18 protein-coding genes and 5 tRNA genes are annotated in these 21685 nt (G+C 49.4%); 9 read left to right on the forward strand and 14 right to left on the reverse strand.

The features are described from left to right. Positions 1 to 18: 18 nt before the first annotated feature. Together tssL and pomA are read right to left on the reverse strand one after the other, a co-directional pair. A complete protein-coding gene (gene tssL / locus MPL1_RS04740; RefSeq protein WP_040576888.1) occupies positions 19 to 906 on the reverse strand; it encodes a type VI secretion system protein TssL, long form in 888 nt (295 codons plus the stop codon). Between the two features lie 9 nt (positions 907 to 915). Further along, a complete protein-coding gene (gene pomA, locus MPL1_RS04745) occupies positions 916 to 1689 on the reverse strand; it encodes a flagellar motor protein PomA (protein WP_009725990.1) in 774 nt (257 codons plus the stop codon). Between the two features lie 194 nt (positions 1690 to 1883). Between pomA and MPL1_RS04750 the strand changes: the two genes are divergently transcribed. Further along, positions 1884 to 2672 (forward strand): enoyl-ACP reductase FabI, encoded by a 789-nt coding sequence (locus MPL1_RS04750; protein WP_009725991.1) that lies wholly within the window; start codon positions 1884 to 1886, stop codon positions 2670 to 2672. 89 nt (positions 2673 to 2761) lie between these two features. Continuing rightward, on the forward strand, positions 2762 to 3994 hold the full coding sequence (locus tag MPL1_RS04755) for a dicarboxylate/amino acid:cation symporter (RefSeq protein ID WP_009725992.1): 1233 nt from the start codon (positions 2762 to 2764) through the stop codon (positions 3992 to 3994). Positions 3995 to 4049: 55 nt separating this feature from the next. Here MPL1_RS04755 and MPL1_RS04760 read toward each other — a convergent pair whose 3' ends face one another. The 8 genes from MPL1_RS04760 to MPL1_RS04795 form a co-directional block, all read right to left on the reverse strand. Then, positions 4050 to 5948, reverse strand: a complete 1899-nt coding sequence (locus MPL1_RS04760) for a SurA N-terminal domain-containing protein (protein WP_009725993.1) — start codon at positions 5946 to 5948, stop codon at positions 4050 to 4052. An 89-nt stretch (positions 5949 to 6037) separates the two neighbouring features. Then, positions 6038 to 6114: transfer RNA gene (locus MPL1_RS04765), tRNA-Asp, on the reverse strand. Between the two features lie 8 nt (positions 6115 to 6122). Further along, a tRNA-Val gene (locus MPL1_RS04770) sits at positions 6123 to 6198 on the reverse strand. Positions 6199 to 6209: 11 nt separating this feature from the next. Then, the gene (locus MPL1_RS04775) at positions 6210 to 6482 is read right to left on the reverse strand and encodes an HU family DNA-binding protein (protein ID WP_009725994.1); all 273 of its coding nucleotides are present in this window, start codon (positions 6480 to 6482) and stop codon (positions 6210 to 6212) included. Between the two features lie 230 nt (positions 6483 to 6712). After that, the gene (gene rsmA / locus MPL1_RS04780; protein WP_009725995.1) at positions 6713 to 7492 is read right to left on the reverse strand and encodes a 16S rRNA (adenine(1518)-N(6)/adenine(1519)-N(6))-dimethyltransferase RsmA; all 780 of its coding nucleotides are present in this window, start codon (positions 7490 to 7492) and stop codon (positions 6713 to 6715) included. Between the two features lie 17 nt (positions 7493 to 7509). Beyond that, the gene (pdxA, locus tag MPL1_RS04785) at positions 7510 to 8487 is read right to left on the reverse strand and encodes a 4-hydroxythreonine-4-phosphate dehydrogenase PdxA (protein ID WP_040576889.1); all 978 of its coding nucleotides are present in this window, start codon (positions 8485 to 8487) and stop codon (positions 7510 to 7512) included. A 3-nt stretch (positions 8488 to 8490) separates the two neighbouring features. Next, complete coding sequence (locus MPL1_RS04790) at positions 8491 to 9762, reverse strand: peptidylprolyl isomerase (protein WP_009725997.1); 1272 nt, start codon at positions 9760 to 9762, stop codon at positions 8491 to 8493. 119 nt (positions 9763 to 9881) lie between these two features. Further along, on the reverse strand, positions 9882 to 12140 hold the full coding sequence (locus MPL1_RS04795; protein ID WP_009725998.1) for an LPS-assembly protein LptD: 2259 nt from the start codon (positions 12138 to 12140) through the stop codon (positions 9882 to 9884). A 265-nt stretch (positions 12141 to 12405) separates the two neighbouring features. Here MPL1_RS04795 and MPL1_RS04800 point away from each other — a divergent pair. The 4 genes from MPL1_RS04800 (at position 12406) to MPL1_RS04815 (ending at position 13294) form a co-directional block, all read left to right on the forward strand. Further along, positions 12406 to 12481: transfer RNA gene (locus MPL1_RS04800), tRNA-Ala, on the forward strand. Positions 12482 to 12504: 23 nt separating this feature from the next. Continuing rightward, a tRNA-Glu gene (locus MPL1_RS04805) sits at positions 12505 to 12580 on the forward strand. A 57-nt stretch (positions 12581 to 12637) separates the two neighbouring features. Beyond that, positions 12638 to 12713: transfer RNA gene (locus tag MPL1_RS04810), tRNA-Glu, on the forward strand. Positions 12714 to 12793: 80 nt separating this feature from the next. Further along, positions 12794 to 13294, forward strand: coding sequence for a hypothetical protein (locus tag MPL1_RS04815; RefSeq protein WP_009725999.1), 501 nt, complete (start codon positions 12794 to 12796; stop codon positions 13292 to 13294). A gap of 13 nt (positions 13295 to 13307) precedes the next feature. Here the strand turns inward: MPL1_RS04815 and lptG are convergent, their stop codons facing one another. Together lptG and lptF are read right to left on the reverse strand one after the other, a co-directional pair. After that, positions 13308 to 14372, reverse strand: a complete 1065-nt coding sequence (gene lptG / locus MPL1_RS04820) for an LPS export ABC transporter permease LptG (protein WP_009726000.1) — start codon at positions 14370 to 14372, stop codon at positions 13308 to 13310. Next, entirely contained in the window at positions 14369 to 15496 is a 1128-nt protein-coding gene (gene lptF / locus MPL1_RS04825) for an LPS export ABC transporter permease LptF (protein ID WP_009726001.1), read from the reverse strand. Before lptF ends, lptG begins: the two co-directional genes overlap by 4 nt. Before the next feature lie 85 nt (positions 15497 to 15581). On the opposite strand from lptF, the gene MPL1_RS04830 reads away from it, so the two are divergent. The 3 genes from MPL1_RS04830 to MPL1_RS04840 all read left to right on the forward strand — a co-directional run bounded on the left by MPL1_RS04830 (position 15582) and on the right by MPL1_RS04840 (position 20349). Beyond that, a complete protein-coding gene (locus MPL1_RS04830; RefSeq protein WP_009726002.1) occupies positions 15582 to 17069 on the forward strand; it encodes a leucyl aminopeptidase in 1488 nt (495 codons plus the stop codon). Positions 17070 to 17078: 9 nt separating this feature from the next. Next, on the forward strand, positions 17079 to 17522 hold the full coding sequence (locus MPL1_RS04835) for a DNA polymerase III subunit chi (protein ID WP_009726003.1): 444 nt from the start codon (positions 17079 to 17081) through the stop codon (positions 17520 to 17522). A 73-nt stretch (positions 17523 to 17595) separates the two neighbouring features. Beyond that, entirely contained in the window at positions 17596 to 20349 is a 2754-nt protein-coding gene (locus MPL1_RS04840; protein ID WP_009726004.1) for a valine--tRNA ligase, read from the forward strand. 82 nt (positions 20350 to 20431) lie between these two features. Here the strand turns inward: MPL1_RS04840 and MPL1_RS04845 are convergent, their stop codons facing one another. Together MPL1_RS04845 and MPL1_RS04850 are read right to left on the reverse strand one after the other, a co-directional pair. Then, positions 20432 to 20947 (reverse strand): PepSY domain-containing protein, encoded by a 516-nt coding sequence (locus MPL1_RS04845; RefSeq protein ID WP_009726005.1) that lies wholly within the window; start codon positions 20945 to 20947, stop codon positions 20432 to 20434. Positions 20948 to 21122: 175 nt separating this feature from the next. Further along, complete coding sequence (locus tag MPL1_RS04850; RefSeq protein WP_009726006.1) at positions 21123 to 21638, reverse strand: Hsp20/alpha crystallin family protein; 516 nt, start codon at positions 21636 to 21638, stop codon at positions 21123 to 21125. Positions 21639 to 21685: the final 47 nt, after the last annotated feature.

A 21685-nucleotide genomic window follows, 5' to 3' on the forward strand; every position in this document is an offset into this window, starting at 1 on the left:
ACTCCTTAAATTTTTTGGTTACAGAGGACTGACCTCTGTCTCTAAGGCAGTATTTTCGCGCATCAGTTCATCTACAGAGCGGGTGAGTTCTCCTTGTAATCCCTTGAGTACCACAATTTCCACCCTGCGATTTTTTGCGCGGTTCTCGGCACTGTCATTCGGAGCCAGCGGTTGTGTATCCGCATAACCCTCCAGAAAGAATCGCTTGGCCGGTATCTGCTCGTAACTCAGTAACTCATGAACCACCGAGGTAGCTCTTGAGGTCGACAATTCCCAGTTTGATCTGAACCGGGCCGTCCTGATGGGGACATCGTCGGTATGTCCAGCTACAGCAATCATGCCTTCTGTTTCCGCCAACACATCATGAATTTTTTTCAATATCGGCATAAACGCCGGACTCAGTGCAGCGTCACCTGACTGAAACGAACCCTGTTCCTGAATTCTAATGATGATGCGATTGTGCAGATTCTCTACACTGATCAATCCTTGCTCTATTTCTTCTGCCAATGCTTCCTTGAATTCTTCTGCTTCCTGTCTTATCTGCTCGGCCATCGCCTCCATGATAGCTTCTGCTTCCATGGTCACTTTTAATTCATCCTGAGGAATGTCCGTGGTTTCTTGCTGGACGACATTCAGTGGTGTCGGTCTCGGCTCACCAGGACTGAATTCCTGAGCGATAATGCTTGTGCCCTTGGGAATGGCGTCAGCAATAACCTCACGCTGAACACCAAAAGCCGCATCCAGCGAACGGACAACCATTTTGTACTTGATGGCATCAATTTCGGCAAAAGACAGCAATAATACAAAAAAACACAACAACAATGCCATCAAATCGGCAAATGTTGCCATGTAGGCAGGCAGCCCTTTCTTTTGTTGTTTCTTAAACGACTCCGTCTCTGTAGACATATTGTGCTATCAGGCTTGTTCTGCAGGAGTGGCCTCAGCGTCACGTCGCGAGGCGGGCAAGAAGTTTTTCAGCAGCTCTTCCAGCACTTTGGGGTTTTGCCCTTCCATGATCCCCATGACGCTCTCGATGATGATATTTTTGTTCATCAGCTCTTCATTGCTGCGAAGTGCAAGTTTGTCAGCGATCGGCAAGGCAAACATATTGGCAATCATGGCACCATAGAGTGTTGTCAGCAGTGCGATGGCCATCGCTGGGCCGATTGATTTGGGGTCTGACATATTAGAAAGCATCTGCACCAGACCTATCAGCGTGCCGATCATGCCCATCGCTGGTGCAGCATCGCCCATTTGCCTGAACACCTCCTGCCCTCTGGAATGTCGGTTAACCGTCTCGTTCATCTCGGTGATCAAGGCTTTGCGAACCACTGCCGGTTCGTGACCATCGACCATCATTCGAACCCCCAGAGCCAACACAGGATTGGAGATTTCCTGACGTTCCAGTGCCAGCAATCCTTCCTTTCTGGCGATCCCGGCCAGCTCGACCACTCTGGCAATAAGTTCTTCGGGGGTATCGGACTTGTACATGAAAGCTTTGATCGCCGTTTTCAGTGAGCCGATGAACTGTTTAAGGGTGAAGCGCATCATCACCACCGCAAAGGTCCCGCCGACCACAATGGCAAACGAAGGTGGGTTTAGGAATGTCCCTGCCGCTGCTCCAAGCGCAATTGTTCCAACGATCAGGCCCCAAGCGATGAGCAGGCCGATTAGCGTAGCCAAATCCACGAATTATCTCCTTAAGTAGGTGTGCAGGGAGAAACAATTGAAATGTTAAACACATCTCATTCTACCCAATCAAAACGAAAATCCATACACAGTGCAATAGATTTATTTCGCCTTGTACGCTTACGATTGGCTTGGACTTCCAGAGACCATCAAAATACGGTACTTTAATTTGATTTTTGTATCAGGAGATCAACATGGCATTTCTTCAAGGTAAACGTGCCTTAATCGTTGGCGTTGCCAGCAATCGTTCAATCGCCGCCGGTATTGCACACGCCATGGCCCGTGAAGGTGCTGAACTCGCATTTACCTTCCAGAACGACAAGTTAAAGTCACGAGTTGAGAAAATAGCTGAAGAATGTCAATCGGATCCGGCATTACTTTTTCCGTGTGATGTCAGCAGTGATGAAGAAATCAACGCGGTCTTCGAACAACTCGGCAAACACTGGGATGGACTGGATATCATCATCCACTCAGTCGCATTTGCGCCTCGTGAACAGCTGCAAGGCAGTTATGTTGACAGTGTCACTCGTGAAGGTTTTTCAATGGCAAATGACATCAGTGCCTATAGTTTTGCGGCACTTGCCAAAGCCGGCAAAGCCATGATGGCTGGTCGAAATGGCTCAATGTTGACGCTCAGTTATCTCGGTGCGGAACGTGCCATCGATAATTATAACGTCATGGGGGTTGCCAAAGCGGCACTGGAAGCAAATGTGCGCTACATGGCCTACTCGCTTGGCCCGGAAGGCATTCGAGTCAATGCTGTTTCTGCTGGTCCGATCAAAACACTGGCAGCGGCCGGCATTGGCGACTTTGGCAAAATGCTTGCCTACGGCGAGCGAAATTCCCCCCTGCGCCGCAATGTTACTATCGAAGAAGTCGGCAATGTCGCAGCCTTCCTGTGTTCAGATCTCGCTTCAGGGGTAACCGGTGAAATTACTTATGTCGATGCCGGATACAACATTGTCGGTATCGGCGACAAATAAGCAAACCCAGTTAATCAAATACACTTCAAAACAGGGCATATCAATGCCCTGTTTTGTTTCTGGTCACAGAAAACTGCAGGAGTCACACGATGAATGCGCGACTTGCCGGTTACTTGCTCTTTGCCATTATTATCGCGGCCATTATGGGCGTTTTTGTCGGCTGGTATTTCGCCGACTTTTCCAATCAAATCGACTGGCTAGGAGAGCTTTTTCTTAATGCGCTGAAAATGACTATCATCCCGTTGATCATTGCCTCCGTAATTTCAGGCATTGGCGCACTCGGTGATGTCAGACGGCTTGGCAAGTTCGGCGGGCTGACAGTCACATACTACTTCATGACCACGGCCATCGCTGTGTTAATCGGCTTAGTGGTAGTCAATTTGATCCAGCCCGGAGCAGGCATTCCACAAAGTGCCGCAGCTACCCCGGAACATATTCTGGAAAAACAGGGAACAGGCGTTGGTGATATTTTTCTGTCAATGATTTCGCCCAACCTGGTCGCATCTGCCAGTGATATGCAACTGTTGCCGTTGATCGTGTTTGCCATTTTGTTTGCAATGGCTCTGACCACTATCGGTGACAGGGCAAAGGCTGTTTTCAGCTTCTTTGATGGTGTCAATGAGGCCATGATGAAGCTGGTCACCTGGATCATGGTATTCGCCCCCATCGGTATTTTCGCTTTGATTGCCTCAAGACTTGGACAAGCTGGGGGCGGTGAAGCTTTTTTTGCTGAAATCCGTGCCGTCGGGCTTTATGTGGTCAGTGTGATTGCTGGTCTCGCAATACATTTTTGCTTGCTACTGGGTCTGCTGTTTGCAATGACAGGCCGCTCATTTGATTATCTTGTCTCCATGGGCAGAGCATTGATCACCGCCTTCGGTACCGCCAGCTCGTCATCAACCCTGCCACTGACAATGGAATGTGCTCGTGAAAGCGGTGTTGATGATCGCTCAGTCAAATTTGTGCTGCCGCTTGGCAGTACGGTCAATATGGACGGCACGGCCTTATATGAAGCTGTGGCAGTTCTGTTTATCGCGCAGGCCTATGGCATCGATCTGACCACTACCCAACAGATTATCGTCTTTATTACCGCTACCCTCGCAGCCATTGGTGCAGCAGGTATCCCAGAAGCGGGGCTGGTGACCATGGTAATTGTACTTTCTGCGGTTGGTCTGCCTCTTGATGGTATTGCATTATTACTGGCAGTTGACTGGTTTCTGGACAGATTCAGAACGGTGACTAATGTATGGGGTGACAGTGTAGGTGCCGCAGTACTTGAAAAAGTGGCTATCAACAGTCAACATAAAAAAGGCGCCTTATAAGGCGCCTTTTTAACCAGGACTTGTTGACCATTCATGGCCAGACTACAGGTCAGGATTAGAACTGCTCTTCAGCCAGTCTCTGGTTATAAATCCTGATTTTTGCAGAGGCTTTGAGACTGTCGATAAATGCCTGTACCTCAGCATTGGCATTCAGACGATGCAGGTGAGCCAGCAGGCCATCTCGCTGTTCTTCTGATGCAGTCGACGGATCACCGTCATTCACTGCGGTCAGCTTGATGACAATGAAGTTTCCGTTATTGGCGGTAAAGCCACTGAATCTTGGTCTGTCAGTTACCTTGGGCATGCCAAAGGCACGATTCAGGATCTGAACACTGATATCAGTATTGTCACGGGAGTATGTCTGGCTTTCCTGCCAATTCGCCTCCAGGAAGAGTGACTGCGGATCAGCGCCACCTTCCAGTTGGCTTAGCTTCAATAAGCCATGATCCCGCGCTTTGTCACTTGCCTGCTCGAACCGCAATTGCTCTTCGATTGCCGGAGCGACAGATTCGAACGGCAATGCTGTGGCAGGAATGAGTCTATCTTTACGAACAACTACGTAATGTGTGTCAGAAATCTCGACTACAGTACTGTTGAGATTGTGATTGACTACATCATCGCTGAAAGCAGCCTGAACGACGGCAGCGTTTTCAGCAATACCTGAACCACCATTACGGGTAAACAACTCCGATGTCTGAATTTCAAGGCCAAGTGCATTGGCCGCTGTGTCCAGACTTTCAGGATGTTCATAGGTCAGGTTGGCCAGTGTTTCAGCCATTTCAAAGAAGCGAAGATCAGCCTGTTGACGACGGTACATCGTCTCAACTTCTTCGCGAACATCCTCAAACTCGACTTGTTCAGCACGTTCGATATCAGTGAGTTTTATCAAATGAACACCATATTCGGTTGTCACGGGTTCAGAGATATCGCCGATGTTGGCAAGTGCAAACACCGCCTCATCAAATTCCGGGTCCATGATGCCCATCTGGAAGAAGCCCAAATCACCGCCACTAGCTGCCGAGATAGAGTCTGCAGAGTAGGTTTGTGCAAGTGTTGCAAAGTCCTCACCAGACTCCAGCTTTGCCATGATTTCTTCAACAATAGCTTGAGCTTCTGCAGGTGAAGATTCGATCAAGATATGGCTGGCTCTGCGTTGCTCAGGACCACTGAACTGATTTCTGTTATCCAGGTAATAGCCACGCAGTTGAGCTTCATCTACATCGATATCGGCCATAACCACTGAGATATCAAGTTGCAGATATTCAACCGATATTTGTTCAGGCGCGGTATACATCGATTGATTAACTTGATAGTAGGTGCGGATATCATCTTCAGCGACTTCAACTTCATCAAGATAATCCTGCGCACGCAACACACCAAAAGCGATTTCACGTGTTTGCATATCCAACGCTAACAGGTGATTCATTTCCTGTTCGGTCACGATAGTGCTGTTCTGAATGCTCTGACTCAGTTGCTCTGTCAGAATTTCGGAACGCAGTTGAGCCTCATAACCTGCGGGTGAGAAGCCCGCACGCAACAACATCATCGAATAGAGATCCGGATCGAAAACGCCGTCACGATGAAACGCAGGATTGGAACGAATAATTCTGGCCACCGCAGCATCGTCCACTGTTTGTCCCAGTGAGCGTGTGGTTTCCTGAACCAGACGTTGTTCGATGAGGCTGTCGAGAATAGTACTGCGAACGTTTGCACCTTCGAACATGGAGGGGTCAAAGTCATCGCCAAGCATACTTCTCATTTGCTCTCTGTAGCGTGAAATTGCCTGTTGTAACTCGTTTTGAGTGATGTTGTCGCCATTGACTTTGGCAACAACCACATCGGAAGGCCCTGTCATGTAAGAGTTAACGCCCCAAAGCGCGAATGGAATGCTGATCAAGCCGACAATAAACCAGGCAACCCAGCCTTGGGCGCGATCTCGTATGATATGTAGCATAAGAAGAGAACCTTCAAGAAAAAACGAGTCAATCCTAACGATAATTCAGGCAAAAAAAAAGGCGCATTGAATGCGCCCTTTCTTCGTAATGGCGGAGCGGACGGGACTCGAACCCGCGACCTCCGGCGTGACAGGCCAGCATTCTAACCAACTGAACTACCGCTCCTGTATTTCTGGTGGGTGCTGAGGGGTTCGAACCCCCGACCCTCGCCTTGTAAGGGCGATGCTCTCCCAGCTGAGCTAAGCACCCCAGAAAAACGACTAGTTTACAGCATCCTTAAGGGCTTTGCCAGCCTTAAATGCAGGAATTTTTGCAGCTGCGATTTTAATTTCGTCACCAGTGCGTGGGTTACGGCCTGTACGGGCAGCACGCTCACGTACAGAAAAAGTACCAAAGCCAACCAGCGTTACTTGATCGCCTTTGCTCAGTGCTGATGTTACTGCAGCAGTCACGCCATCAACGGCCAGAGCTGCTTTTGCTTTTGAGATATCGGCCGCGGCAGCGACTGCATCGATTAGTTCAGATTTATTCACAGCTTAATTCCTCATATTCGTTATTTATCTGTTATGTATTTCCCAATGACGACCCAGCGCGTCCCGGCCATTGGTTGTGAGTATCTAACTACAGCAAATTTGCACTGTCAAGACAGATTCCATCTGGATTTGAACGTGTTCTCGGTATTTTTATCACGGGGTCATCAACACAATAAAAACTGAGTAAAACACAGCAAAATAGTCGTACACAACTGACATGTGTAAAGCCGTCAGCAAAGTGTCCGGGTCAATTCGACATATTGAGTAACATCAATAGTCTCAGGACGTTGCTCCGGATCAATGCCGCAGGCACGAAGTGTTTCCGAAGAAACCATATTTTTCAGCGTGTTAGAAACTGTCTTGCGACGCTGTGAAAAAGCCTGACTCACCAATTGACCGAGTAGGACAAGATCAACTTCGCCACCGACTCGATGTTTGAGTGGTTGCAAATAAATGATTGCTGAATCCACTTTGGGTGCTGGGTCAAAAGCCTCTGGGGGTACCAGGAACAATAACTGTGCATCACAGCGATGCTGAATCATGATACTGAGTTTGCCATACTGTTTACTGCCCGGCTGCGCACAAATGCGCTCGACAACCTCTTTCTGAAGCATGAAACACATGTCTTCAACGATGTCAGAATAGTCCAGAAGATGAAACAGCAATGGAGTAGTAATGTTGTATGGCAGATTACCGACAATGCGCAGTTGCTCATCCGATACCCTCAGACTTCGATAGTCAAACTGCAACGCATCAGCCAGGTGAATCTTCAGCCCCGGATGTGAGGCATGTCGCTGCTGCAACAGCGGTACCAGATCTCTGTCCAGTTCGATAATATCCAGATGATTGCATCGTTCAAGCAGTGGTTTGGTCAGTGCCCCACGTCCTGGACCTATCTCTACTATATGATCGCCAGGCTCTGGACTGATTGCTTCGATAATCTCATTGATGATGTAATCATCGTGAAGAAAGTTCTGCCCGAAGCGTTTGCGTGCCCTTGGATAGTCCATTCAGCTGAGCCTCAATTTCATGCGTGAATCATTGACTGTGCCATGCCAATGGCATGGATCAGACTACTCGCATTCGCCCGACCAGTGCCTGCCAGTACAAGTGCTGTACCGTGATCAACCGAAGTTCTGATAAATGGCAGTCCCAAGGTGATGTTGACCGCCTGCCCAAAGCCTTGATGTTTAAGTACTGGCAGGCCCTGATCGTGATACATCGCCAGCACGGCGTCATAGTCACCCAACTTTTCTTTCACAAAAATCGTATCTGCAGGCCAGGGACCAGTGAGCTGCATTCCACGCTCAACAAGCTGCTCTATCACCGGCGTAATGATGGTTTGCTCCTCGTCCCCCAAATGTCCACCTTCACCGGCATGCGGATTGAGGCCACACACAGCGATTTTTGGACTTTCAATGCCAAATTGCTGCTGCAGGGAGTGATGGGTAATTTCAATTGTGCGGCGCAAGTTTGACTCGGTGATCGCATCCGCAACTTGTCGCAGCGGGAGATGTGTTGTGACAAGTGCCACTCTGAGTGAGGATGTCGCCAGCATCATGACTACTTTATCGACACCAGCACCGTCAGCAAAAAATTCGGTATGTCCGCTGAAGTTTAAGCCTGAGTCGTTGATGATACCCTTGTGAACGGGGGCTGTGACAACGGCTGAAAACCGTCTATCGAGACAACCATCAAGCGCGATTTGCAAGCCGTTAATGACTGCTGCTGCATTGTCTACCGACAAAACACCCGCTGAGACTGAAACCGCAGTCGGAGTATGAATATAACGGAGCAGTCCTGCTTCAGAGGGCCTGGCAGGCTGTTCAAGATCAGCTTGTTCGAGACGAACATTGAGGCCAAGCATTTCCGCACGTTGTTGAAGTACGTCGCCATCCGCAATAACCAGCAACTCATCCTGGTAAGCGGACTGTGCCAGCTGAAGGCACAAATCAGGTCCAATTCCTGCCGGCTCCCCCGCGGTAACAGCAATCCGGTGAGTCATCACTCAGAGATTACGATATTCGACATAGGCCTCATCACGAAGTGCGCGCATCCAGCTTTCCATTTCTTCTTCAATTTTGCGTTGACGAAGCGTTTCACGTGCCTGATTGCGTCGATATTCATCCGCCATATTCTGTTCACGACGCTCATGCACCTTGATCAGATGCCAGCCAAAACGACTTTGGAACACATGGCTCAGTTCACCTGGTGCCAGCGAGTCCATCACTTCTTCGAACTCGGGCACCATTACGCCGGGACTGGCCCAACCGAGGCTGCCACCGTCAATAGCCGAACCAGTGTCATCTGAATTGGCTCTTGCCAACTCGGCAAAATCTTCACCATTGATGATACGATTACGTAATTGCTCAAGACGGGCACTGGCATCTTCGTCAGTAAGTAGCTCATTGGACTGGATTAAAATATGACTCGCCCGTGTCTGGCGTACCAGAAAAGTTTCCTCACTTTTCTGATCTTCAAGTCGAATCAAATGAAAGCCACTTCCGGCACGGATGGGTTCACTGATCTGTCCGACTCGCATATTGGTCACATGATCAACAAACAAGCTGGGAATTTCGGCCTCGGTACGCCAGCCAAGACTACCGCCTTCCAAGGCTGTCTGACCATCTGAGTAGCCTGCTGCCACTTCGGCAAAATCTGCGCCGTCGTTAAGCAAAGCCAAGACCTGATCCAGCCGGGCCTGTGCTGCCTGTACCTGTTCTGGCTCAGCAGCATCCGGCAGACTGATCAAAATATGCTGTACCAGGTAACTGGTTTCAGGATTACCTTCCTGTCTGGCAACAGTCGCCAGGAAATTGTCTACTTCACGTTCAGAAACGATGACGCGATCTTCAACTTCACTCTTGCGCAAACGCGCAATCAGCATTTCCTCACGGATAGACTCACGAAATTCAGCAAAACTGAAACCATCGGCTTCAAGCGCGTCCCTGAACTCACGCAATGTCATCTGATTGTTGTCGGCAATCTGACGAAGCGCGGCATTCAGGCCATCTTCACCAACGCGGATACCAATTCGATCGGCATGCTGTAGTTGAATCTTCTGCATTACCAGTCGTTCCAGTACTTGCCGTCGCAGCATATCCGGTGATGGCAGGCTTGAACCTCTTTGACGCAGCTGCTGACGAACGTTGGCCTCCATCTCTGCCAACTCGCTTTCCAGAATAATTTCATCATCAACCACTGCGACAATACGATCCAGTTGCATTGCCATCGCAGCGGGACTTATCAACAGTAACGTGAATAATATGTGCTTCAACATCTAGTTCCAGAACTCCAGTATCAGACGAATATCGCCGACAAGGATACAGCAAGCCTCATCGACACGTCGGGTTTTAAGGGAATCAACACCTTTCAGGATTTGACTGCACGACAACAAACTCAGTTCTGATAGCCGATAATGCTGCGCTGCAACAAAGAGTCTGAGCGCTTGCCGAAACTGCCCAGTCCCTTGAGTTCAAATTCCAGGAAAATCGCTTTGTCACGACGATCGCTATTTCTTGGCGCATCGTCAAAAGCGTCGTTAAATGAATACTTCAGATAATCTCTGTACACCAAGCGGGTCGCCCAGCAACAGCTGCGATATTCAAAACCGGCCAACATTTCGAGATTACGGCCATCCTTGATTGAACGATAGTATCGACCAATTACGCTCCAGCGCTCATTGACTGGCAAGGCCGCAGATACATCGATCTGTTCAAGGCCTTCAAGAAAATTACTTGAATCTCTGCGATAGCGATGACCGATATTGAATACACCACCGTCATCACCACGATAACGAATCTGGGCTGACGACATGCTCGATTTGCTATCCCGCGCATCCCATTGCATCTCACCGGCAACCGACCAGCTACGTGTCACCGCTGCAACCACCTCGGCAACAATATCAGAATCAGATCGACGACCAACCTCTCCTCTGTCAGGCAGCACAACATCTCGATCAGTGAAATAGCGAATCTGTCCTACCGTCATTCTGAAGCCTTCGCGGCCAGTGCGATTATTGATGAACCGGCTGGTCAGCCCCACTGTCAACTGATTTGCATCGCCCACCCGGTCGGTGCCAGTGAAACGATCATGCGAGAACAGGCTGGCCATGCCAAATGTTCTCAGGTTGGTATCAAACACCGGGATGCGATCCTGATTTCTCTCCGGTATGTATAAATAGAAGGCTCTTGGTTCGAGTGTTTGTGTGTATCTGCCATTACGAAAACTCAATGGTCGCTCGAAAAACAGCCCCGAATCCAGGCTCAATACCGGCAGGGTCCGGTTAATATTACGGTTAAAGTCGGTATCGCTTGTGTTGTTGAGATCATAACGAGTATGACGCACGGCCACTCTTGGGGTCAGAAACATGCCCGGCGTGCCCATCGGCAAACTGATACCAGGCTCAAGATCCACACGTTGACCACGCACCCTGTCTGAATGATCAAACATGACATATTCGGCTTTCATTTCGTATGACAGCCCGAATGCCTGGTCAGGCAAGTTGCCTCTGAAAACAATTTGCGGCAATCGCTGATAAGGCCTGCTGACGTCAGCTACCGTCTGATAACCGTGAAGTCGGGCATTGAGTGTCCAGTTCGGGTTACTGTAACCGACACGCAGCAAACGATTGAGATGTGTCGTGCTGGTCAGACTCAGATTAGTACCGAAATCTTCCAGATATTGTCTGTCCGACACATAGTTGTAATCAACTTCGGTAAACCAGTTGGAACCGCTATCGCCAAGATGCTGCAATGTAAAATGTTTGCGATCATCACGATAGTTGGGGTTAAGCAGCTCGCCATCACGTCGTTTGTTATCACTGGACAAGAATCCGGCTTCAATCTGCCCTTCCCCACCTTCGTATAGATAACGGTACTGACCACTTAACAATAAACCACGGTCGCCCATGTATCGGGGCGTGATGGTCGCATCACGATTGGGGGCGATATTCCAGTAATAGGGAGTGCTGACATCAAAACCATTTTTGCTGGAGTTACCAATGGACGGTGGCAAAAAGCCGGACTTTCGTTCGTCATTGAGGGGAAAGTTGATATAAGGCGTGTAAAAGATCGGTACCCCTTTGACACGCACAACCACATTGGTGGCCTCACCCACCGCACTATCATGATCGAGGTACACCCTGCCCGCACTGAGCAGCCAAGTATCATCACCTTCCATACAGGTGGTGTAGGTAGCGTTTTTCATCGACGTCCAACTCATGCCCTGTCGATAGACATTGTCAGCTCGGCCTCGAGCGTGCATTTCCCTTGTCTGATATTCAACGTCAAGCAATGCGCCCTCGTCATCCACCATTGACCATTCGGCTTCTTGAGCACGCAACACAATGTCACTATCCCGAAGACGAACATTGCCGCTGGCATGTACTTCACCAGTCTGTTGATTATAACGAGCATGATCAGCATTCAATTGCTGCCCGCCACGAATCACATCAACATTGCCGGTAAAAACGGATGTCCCACTCTGTCTGATTTGAGCGGTGTCCGCCTCAACCTGGACTTCAGGTTCCTCAGGATAAACGGCAAAAGGCAGGAACACATCTTGAGTAGAACGCTTGCATAGCATGTCTTCCTGGGCAAAGCTGACGGAACTCAAGCAGGAAACGATTCCTGCAGAAAAAAACACCAGTTTGCGCATGACCACCCTCAAGCAAAGATTTCGAGTATCGACACAGGCCGCCCAACATGCCGATTCAGAGGCTAATTTATCGCACAGAAATCACTATTCATCAAATCTCTGACAGCCCGATCTCACTACATCAATAACTTAGTTGCATCATCCGTAGTTTGACAGCTGGCAACGAACTCTCAGCTTGCACGAATAGCGCCTGTAACGGAGTAAATAATTTGAATATTGTGTTGACAGTATTCCTGCCAATCCATATAGTATGCGCTTCCTTTCGGGGGCTATAGCTCAGCTGGGAGAGCGCTTGCATGGCATGCAAGAGGTCGGCGGTTCGATCCCGCCTAGCTCCACCAAATACTCGAAAGAAACGTTTTAGGTCCCCATCGTCTAGAGGCCTAGGACACCGCCCTTTCACGGCGGTAACAGGGGTTCGAATCCCCTTGGGGACGCCAAACAAAAACCCTCGACCTGGTCGGGGGTTTTTCTTTACAGATACAAAATTGTTTTAGGTCCCCATCGTCTAGAGGCCTAGGACACCGCCCTTTCACGGCGGTAACAGGGGTTCGAATCCCCTTGGGGACGCCAACTTTTTCCGTAGCACGAACTTTCCTTATTTACCTCGTCTCAAAAGCAACGAATAATTAGTTCATTTGCTCGAGGTTTCCATGCGACTCTCCACCCAACAATTCCACCAGGTCATATTCTCACTGTGTGCGTCGATTGTGCTCCTGCTGACAGCTCCACTAAAAGCAGAAACCGTTGACCAAATCTTCACCCTGAATGACGACAGTGTCGACACGTTTCTGGTCGAAATGATCAGCGATTATCAACGCTTTCAACAAGAAGTGATTGATTATCGCCGCTTTTACGAGGAAAGAGGCGACCACCGAGGCTATATGGTGTGGAGGCAGAACGCATTCTCGCCCACCGTAAGAAACCGTAATGCGTTTTATCAGGCGATGCTGGAACACAACCGCCAACTCATTGAAACCCAGCAACTCGAACCAGTTTTCAGAGTGTTTGACAGTCTGGAGCGTTTTTCCGTCGACGTGATGCAAGGCTTTGTTGAACAAGACTTCGAAGCGATACAGAATGCTCGCAACACACTCAACACAAATCGTCAGGTGATTGAAGAATTGAAACTCAACAGAGCTTTGGAGTTTTAACCCGCGAAGTGAGTTACTTGACGCGCCTGAGCAAATAAAGCCCTAAAACGGCAAACATCATGGTGGGGAAAGAGGCTGCAAGCCAGGGAATCACGCCAAATACCAACCCCATGTGCTGGAAAGTCTGATTAAACAGGTGAAAACCGATACCTACCAAAACACCGGCTAAAATCCTGCCACCGACTGGCGCCGATCTGAGCGGCCCAAAGACAAAAGGTACCGCCAGGAACACCATCACTGCGGCACTGACCGGCATCATGATTTTGCTCCAGAATGCCAGCTGATACTGATCGACCGCCTGATGGTTATCCTGCAGATAATCGATATAGCTGACCAAACTCCAGACCGGAAGAAACTCGGGGGGCATCACCACGATATTTAGCATTCCCGGATTGAGCCTTGATCGCCAACGAGCATGATTGACCGAGCGCACTTCAATACCTGCTTCGTCAATGGTGCTCTGCAGTACATCTGTCAATATCCAGCTGCCTTGCTCATAGTGAGCCTGTGCCGCTCTTGTCAGAATTCTCAGTCGAAAAGCATCATCAAATTCATAAATTGTCACACCGACAAATCGGCCATCCGCATGGATTCGCTCGATGTGATTGAAATGGTTGCCATCACGTGTCCAAAAGCCATGCTCCGTCTGCACCCCTTCCGTGCCGGTTTGCGCCATGGTCTGGATTTGTCGAGCTTTTTGCTCTGCAGTAGGTCGAATCACTTCACCCACAAATACCGCAAACAGCAACAACATCACCGCCACCGTCAGCACCGCTCGACTAATATTGGCAACCGAAAGTCCTGCTGCGCGCATAGCCACCAGTTCACTCTGTGAGGCAAGGTTACCAAGCCCCAATACACTGCCAAGCAAGGCTGCAACGGGTAATAGTTCGTATATGCGTTTTGGCATGGACAAAGCCAGATAACTGAAAATATCTGTCAGTCCGTAACTTCCTTTGCCCAAATCATCAAGTTCATTGATGAAGTCCATGAAGGTATACAGCCCCATCAAAACGACCAGCACCAGCAAGGTGCTGCTGATAATGGTTTTGGTGATGTAGACATGCAAAATCTTCATGTGGCGTTATTCTTCAGTTGACGCCAGTAGATTCTCAATCGCTGACGATAATAGAGTGCTGCAAATACCCCAAGCATTAACACATGCACCCACAGTGCCCCAAACAACGGAGGTAAAGTACCTGCCGAAATCCAGGCTCTGCTGACACCCAATAAGTTGCTGTAGATAATGTAGATCAGCACCGCTGGGAAAAATCCGGCATAGCGCCCTTGTCTGGGGCCAGCGTTCGCCAGCGTAATAGCTATCAAGCCAAGAATGACGGTCATGATTGCCGAAGAGAATCGCCACTGTAATTCTGCAAGATCCCTGATATGACCGCGCTGCCAAAGCTCCATACTGGACATGGTTCTCTGACGCTCACGTACCTCGGTTTGCTGACCTTTTTCGATAAGCATGCTGTGCGATTCATATTCAGCAATCACAAAGTCCAGGTCGCCCGCCTCGCCCTCATAGCGATAACCATTCTCAAGAACCAAATACTTATCACCGGTCATTCTATCGACTTCAAAATGACCACGCTCAGCTCTGAATATCAGCGGCCGCTGCGAACGATGAATCTCGATGAATATGTTTTCCATCGATTGCTTGTCATCACTGACACCCTGAGAGTAGAAAGTCCACTGTCCGTCTCGGCTTTCCTTAAAGCTGCCAGCCACCACGCCCCCGGTGTTGGCCGCAACCCTGGCACGCTCCTCAATAGCATAGCGATCATTATTCATCTGTGGCACGACAAACAATGCCAGCCATGCGATGATGATGGCCATGGCGCCGGAAAACACGGCGACGTTGCGCATGATGCGATTGCCAGAAATTCCACAGGCGGCAATGACCGTAAGCTCACTGTCGGAACTCATCCGGCCAAGAGAGAGCATCACGGCCAGAAAAGTCGCAATCGGTAACAAGATCGACAAGGCGCCCAGAGAACTGAACCACAGAAGACTGAAAATAACCTCAGCGGGTAAATTACCTACTGCCGCCTGAGCCAGGTAACGCGCAAATCGAGTCGCAACATAAATCAACCACAGGACACTGGTCACTGCGATCAAGTTGAGTAAAAACTCTCTGAACATATAGCGGTCTATCAGCGACAACCGCAAAGGCAAAACTCGAGAAGACACGCGCATTATCAAAAGGTCTTGGTTAGAATACGTTTCACAGACGCTGCAACAAACACGCAGTCTAAACTATCTACAGTCACAGGAGAAATCCATGCAGTATTTTGTTACCAACGATAATCCCGTCACAATCGCAACCGATTGTCTGGTGGTTGCCATTCATGAAGACGGACAAATGAGCCCAACTGCACAGGCACTTGATGCCGCCAGTGAAGGAAGCCTGAGCCGGATTATCAACCGTGGTGATTTTGCTGCCAAACCCGGTCAAGTGCTGCTGCTCAATGATCTGCCAGGCATTACCAGTCCACGCGTGTTATTGGCAGGTTTTGGCAAGGCGGGTAAAACCACTGAAAATGACTTCAACAGCACCGCAATTGCTGTCAGCAAATGGCTGAATGACAGTGCCTGTGTGGACGCAGTCAGCTTTGCTACCGAAGTATCAATTAACGGCCGCAGTGCAGGCTGGTTGGTTCGCCAAACGGTTATCAACAACGAAATCGCCTTGTATCGCTACAGCCAGACCAAGAGTCAGGTTGCAGAAATCAAAAAGCCGCTGGCAAAACTCACTGTTGCCTGTGCTGATGCCTCTCCAGCCGAAGCTGAAACTGAAACCAAAACTGGTCAGGCTATCGGACGCGGCATGAATCTGGCCCGCGAGCTGGGTAATCTTCCAGGCAATATCTGCACCCCAATCTACCTGGCTGATCAGGCTTTGAAAATGGAAAAGCAGTTTGATGATTTGGCGGTAGATGTACTGGATGAAGACGATATCGCCGAGCTGAGCATGGGGGCCTTTCTCTCTGTATCACGTGGCAGTCGACAACCTGCCAGACTGATTACGCTCAACTACGGCGGTGGTGGTGACAGCAAACCGGTTGTTCTGGTCGGTAAAGGTCTGACATTCGACGCCGGCGGTATTTCACTCAAGCCATCACAGGGCATGGATGAGATGAAATATGACATGTGTGGCGCTGCGAGTGTACTGGGAACAATTCAAGCGGTCGCCGAACTGCAACTCCCGATTAACGTTGTTGGCGTAATCCCCAGCTCTGAGAATCTTCCAGATGGCGATGCCAACAAGCCCGGAGACATTGTCACCAGCATGGCTGGCAAGACCATCGAAATTCTCAATACTGACGCAGAAGGTCGACTGTTGCTTTGTGATGCACTGACTTACAGCGAAAGATTTAACCCGGACACAGTGATTGATATTGCCACACTGACAGGCGCTATTATCGTCGCGCTGGGTAATAACGCGACCGGACTGATGAGTAACAATGAGGCGCTGGCTACTGACTTGCTCAAAGCAGGCAACGACAGCTTTGATCGGGCATGGCAACTGCCGCTGTGGGATGACTATCAAAAACAACTGGACAGTAACTTTGCTGATATTGCCAATGTGGGTGGTAAAGAGGCCGGCAGCGTCACCGCAGCATGTTTCTTGTCACGTTTTACCGAAAAATTCAAATGGGCACATCTGGATATCGCCGGTACCGCATGGAACAGCGGCAAAGAAAAAGGTGCCACTGGCCGTCCGGTTCCATTGCTGATGCAATACCTGCTAAACCGACTGGAAAATTGAGCTGACTGAATGACCAGAGTCAGTTTTTACGTTATCAACAGCCTGTCAGAACAAGAGCGGCAGCTTTTTGCCTGCCGCTTGGCTGAAAAAGCCTGGCGGGAAGGCCATCAGGTATTTATTCATACAGAGAACGCTCAACAAAGCGCTGCGATGGACACTATTTTGTGGGAGTTTCGACCAGACAGTTTTGTGCCGCATCAACAGCTTGAGCAGCATGATGAGCACCCTGCCCCTATCTTGATCAGCCACCAAACGGCTCCGCCAAGACTGATGGATGTGCTGATTAATCTGAGTCCTGAACAGCCCGGATTTTTCAGTCAGTTCGAGCGTTTACTGGAAATTATTGACGACAATCCGGATATCAAAAACCACGGACGCAAGCGCTACCAGTTCTACAGAGACCGCGGCTATCACATCGACACACACAACATCAATCTGCAGACAAGTGGCTGAGCACTGACCTCGCAGTCATCTGCGGGTATAATGCCCGCTTTTCTTACTTCCGAATAACCTGACGCAGAGACGCATGGACAAAACCTACAACCCCGACGCAATCGAACAACGCTGGTACCAACACTGGGAAAATAACGGAGAATTCAAGCCCTCCGGCGAAGGCACACCTTATGCGATCATGCTGCCACCTCCCAATGTCACGGGCAGTCTGCATATGGGGCATGGTTTTAACAACACCATCATGGATACCCTGACCCGTTATCACCGTATGAAAGGTGACAACACGCTGTGGCAACCAGGGACAGACCATGCCGGTATTGCCACGCAAATGGTGGTTGAACGCCAACTTAATGCTGAAGGCAAGACACGTCATGATTTGGGCCGCGATGACTTTATCAACCGTGTCTGGGAATGGAAGGAAGAATCCGGCGGTAACATCACCCGCCAACTTCGTCGCCTTGGCTCGTCATTGGACTGGTCTCGTGATCGATTCACCATGGATGCAGAACTCTCTGAGGCCGTTAAACGTGTCTTTGTGCAGCTGCATGAGGAAGGCCTGATTTATCGAGGCAAACGACTGGTCAACTGGGATCCGGTCTTGCACACTGCTGTTTCGGATCTGGAAGTCCTCTCTGAAGAAGAATCTGGCCATTTATGGCATTTCCGCTATCCACTCAGCGATGGCAGTGGCCACTTGGTCGTCGCCACCACACGACCGGAAACCATGCTGGGCGATACTGCCGTTGCGGTGCATCCGGAAGACGAACGCTACAAACATCTCATCGGTCAAACCATCCGTTTGCCCTTGGTAGGACGCGAAATACCCATCGTCGGCGATGAATATGTCGATCCGGAGTTTGGCAGCGGTTGTGTCAAAATTACCCCGGCACATGACTTTAACGATGCCGAGGTCGGCAAACGTCACCAGCTTGAGGTCATTAACATCCTGACCATTGATGCCGCCATCAACGATAACGCCCCGGAGAAATATCGTGGCCTCGATCGTTATGAAGCTCGTGATGTCATTGTGCATGATCTTAAAGAACTGGGACTGCTACAAGACATTCAGGATCACAAACTCATGGTGCCTCGTGGTGATCGCAGCGGCGCGGTTATCGAACCCCTGCTCACGGACCAGTGGTATGTCAAAGCTGATGTGCTGGCAGCACCAGCAGTTGAAGCCGTAAAATCAGGCAAAGTAAAGTTTGTTCCTGCCAACTGGGATAAGACCTTCTTTAACTGGATGGAAGACATTCAGGACTGGTGCATTTCCCGGCAAATCTGGTGGGGCCACCGCATTCCGGCCTGGTATGACGCAGCAGGCAATGTCTATGTCGCGCATGATGAAGCTGAAGCACGTCAAAAATATCAGCTCTCAGCCGACCTTGAACTGACACAAGATGAAGACGTGCTTGATACCTGGTTTTCATCGGCCCTTTGGCCTTTCTCAACACTCGGCTGGCCTGAAGATAATACCGCCCTGAAAACCTGGTATCCGGGCAGTGTGCTGGTCACCGGTTTCGACATTATCTTTTTCTGGGTCGCCAGAATGATGATGATGGGTATTCACTTCATGGGCGATGTGCCATTCCGTGAAGTGTATATCCATGGTCTGGTTCGTGATGCCCAGGGACAGAAAATGTCCAAATCGAAAGGTAACGTGCTCGATCCGATCGACATCATTGATGGCATTGATCTGGAAACACTGGTCAAAAAACGCACCAGTGGCATGATGCAACCGCAACTGGCCGCCAAAATCGACAAGGCCACGCGTAAGGAGTTTCCGGAGGGTATCGCACCGCATGGCACCGATGCACTGCGCTTTACTTTTGCATCACTGGCTACCACCGGCCGCGATATCAATTTTGATATGAATCGCATCGCCGGTTACCGTAATTTCTGCAATAAACTGTGGAATGCCGCGCGTTATGTGCTTATGAACACCGAAGGTCAGGACACGGGCCTTGATAATGCCGAAGTTGAACTAAGCCTTGCCGATCGCTGGATCATCAGCACATTGCAGCAGACCGAACAGGATGTCACGCGTGCGCTCGACAGCTATCGATTTGATCTGGCTGCACAGGCTATCTATGAATTTATCTGGAACAACTACTGCGACTGGTATCTGGAGCTGTCCAAACCTGTTTTAAACAGTGACAGTGCCACAGCCGCCGCGAAGCGTGGCACACGCCGCACGCTGGTTAGAGTGCTGGAGACAACGCTGCGCCTGGCACATCCCATCATGCCGTTTATTACCGAAGAAATCTGGCAAACGATTGCACCACTGGCCGGTAAATCGGGTTCAACCATTACCCGTCAGCCATACCCTGTCGCCGATGCTGAAAAGATCGATGCAACCGCCGTTGCCGATATGGAATGGGTGATGCAATTCATTACCGGCGTACGTTCGATTCGCTCGCAAATGAATATCGCGCCCAAACAACAATTACCTGTGTTGTTAAACGAGGCTTCAGCGCAGGATCAGCAGCGCCTGCAGGCCAATCGGGACTTTATCAGTCGTCTGGCCAACTTGAGTGATATTCAATTGCTGGATGGTGCGGCCCCGGCGGCTGCGACGGCGCTGGTTGGCAAAATGGAAATCCTGATCCCGCTGGAAGGTTTGATTGACAAAGAAGCCGAAATCGCCCGACTGGATAAGGAAATCAGCAAACTGGACAAAGTGATTCAACAATCATCCGGCAAGCTGAGAAATGAAAACTATGTCGCCAAGGCGCCAGCAGAAGTGGTTGAAAAAGAACGCGCCAAACTGGCAGAACTGCAACAGGCGCTCAGTCAGTTGCAACAACAACGTGCTGCTCTGAAGTAGAAAAAACAACATCCAGAAACAATAAACCCCGGCAAGACCGGGGTTTATTTTGTCACTATAGAAAGCGTGTACCTATCGGCGTTTATTGACCAATTTGATACAGCACTTCTTCTGGATCTTTCAAAGCACCGGTAACAGCATCGACTTCAACTTCCATTAACTTGCCATCAGCCATCAAGATGTCAAATTCATAGGAAACGCTGTCATCCGCTTCGATTTCGTACTCAATCTTCATTACAGCACCTGGATAGGCATCCAGTGCTGTTTTCAGCGCTTCATCCAGTCTGACTTTTGCTTTTGATGTGAATTCAGGATCATTTGGCGCGACTTCACGTTCAACTTCCAGAATTTCACCAGATTTAGCACTGCACTCCACTTCCCAATGCTGACCGTCATTGCCAGCAATATCCAGCTCGTACTGGCGTTTGCCGTTTTCGAGCTCAGCACGCATACCCAGGATAGTGCCTGGATGTAATTCCATCGCAGAAGCGACACATTTATCCAATGCAGAATCATGCTTGTTTGCTTGCGCGAGGGCTGGTGCGAATAACACTGCCGCAGAGATCAGGGCAGCCAGGGTAGATTTATTTGATTTCATAACATTGTCCTTGTGTTGTTATTTTGCTTCCATTCTCTACCCACAAGAGCAATAGATCACGACAAATAGCCGTTAATTTATTGTACAGAAACAAGGTTTTTTTGACCAGGAAAAATTCCCGTATTGACCGGGAAAAAAGACTGGTTATTGGCCAATAACCAGTCTTTGTTATAAATCAATCAACTTTGACTTCAATGCGTCTGGGCTGCGACTGTGGAATTTTGGGAATCACCAACTCCAGCACGCCGTCATTGGTTTTGGCGCTAATATTATCCATATCCGCTGTTTCAGGCAGGGTAAAACGACGCATAAAACTGCCACTGAAACGCTCTATGCGTTTGTAATTATCTTTGTCTTCTTCCTTGCTGCTCTCACGTTGACCTTTAATGGTCAACAAACCATTTTCAGCCGTAACTTCAATATCTGCCGATTTGACACCGGGCAAATCAGCGTGAATCACATAACCCGCATCCGTTTCCTGTATATCAACCGCCGGACTCCACTCCTCACTACTAAAGTTAACTTCGGTAGCTGGCGATTGCGCATTGAACAGGCTTGTCATTTCCCGCTGCAACTGATCCAGCAAAGTCAAAGGTCTGTATCGTTGAATAGCCATATAGACACCTCTTATCATTACCAGACAATCGAGGCAGTCAATTTCTGCCTCGGCAACAATAATGTGGCCGATCATTTTGCTTTTCAAGCAGGCGAAATGGGAAAAAGCGTGATTGATGATCT

The sequence above is a fragment of the Methylophaga lonarensis MPL genome, from assembly GCF_000349205.1.
Taxonomy (GTDB): Bacteria; Pseudomonadota; Gammaproteobacteria; order Nitrosococcales; family Methylophagaceae; genus Methylophaga; species Methylophaga lonarensis.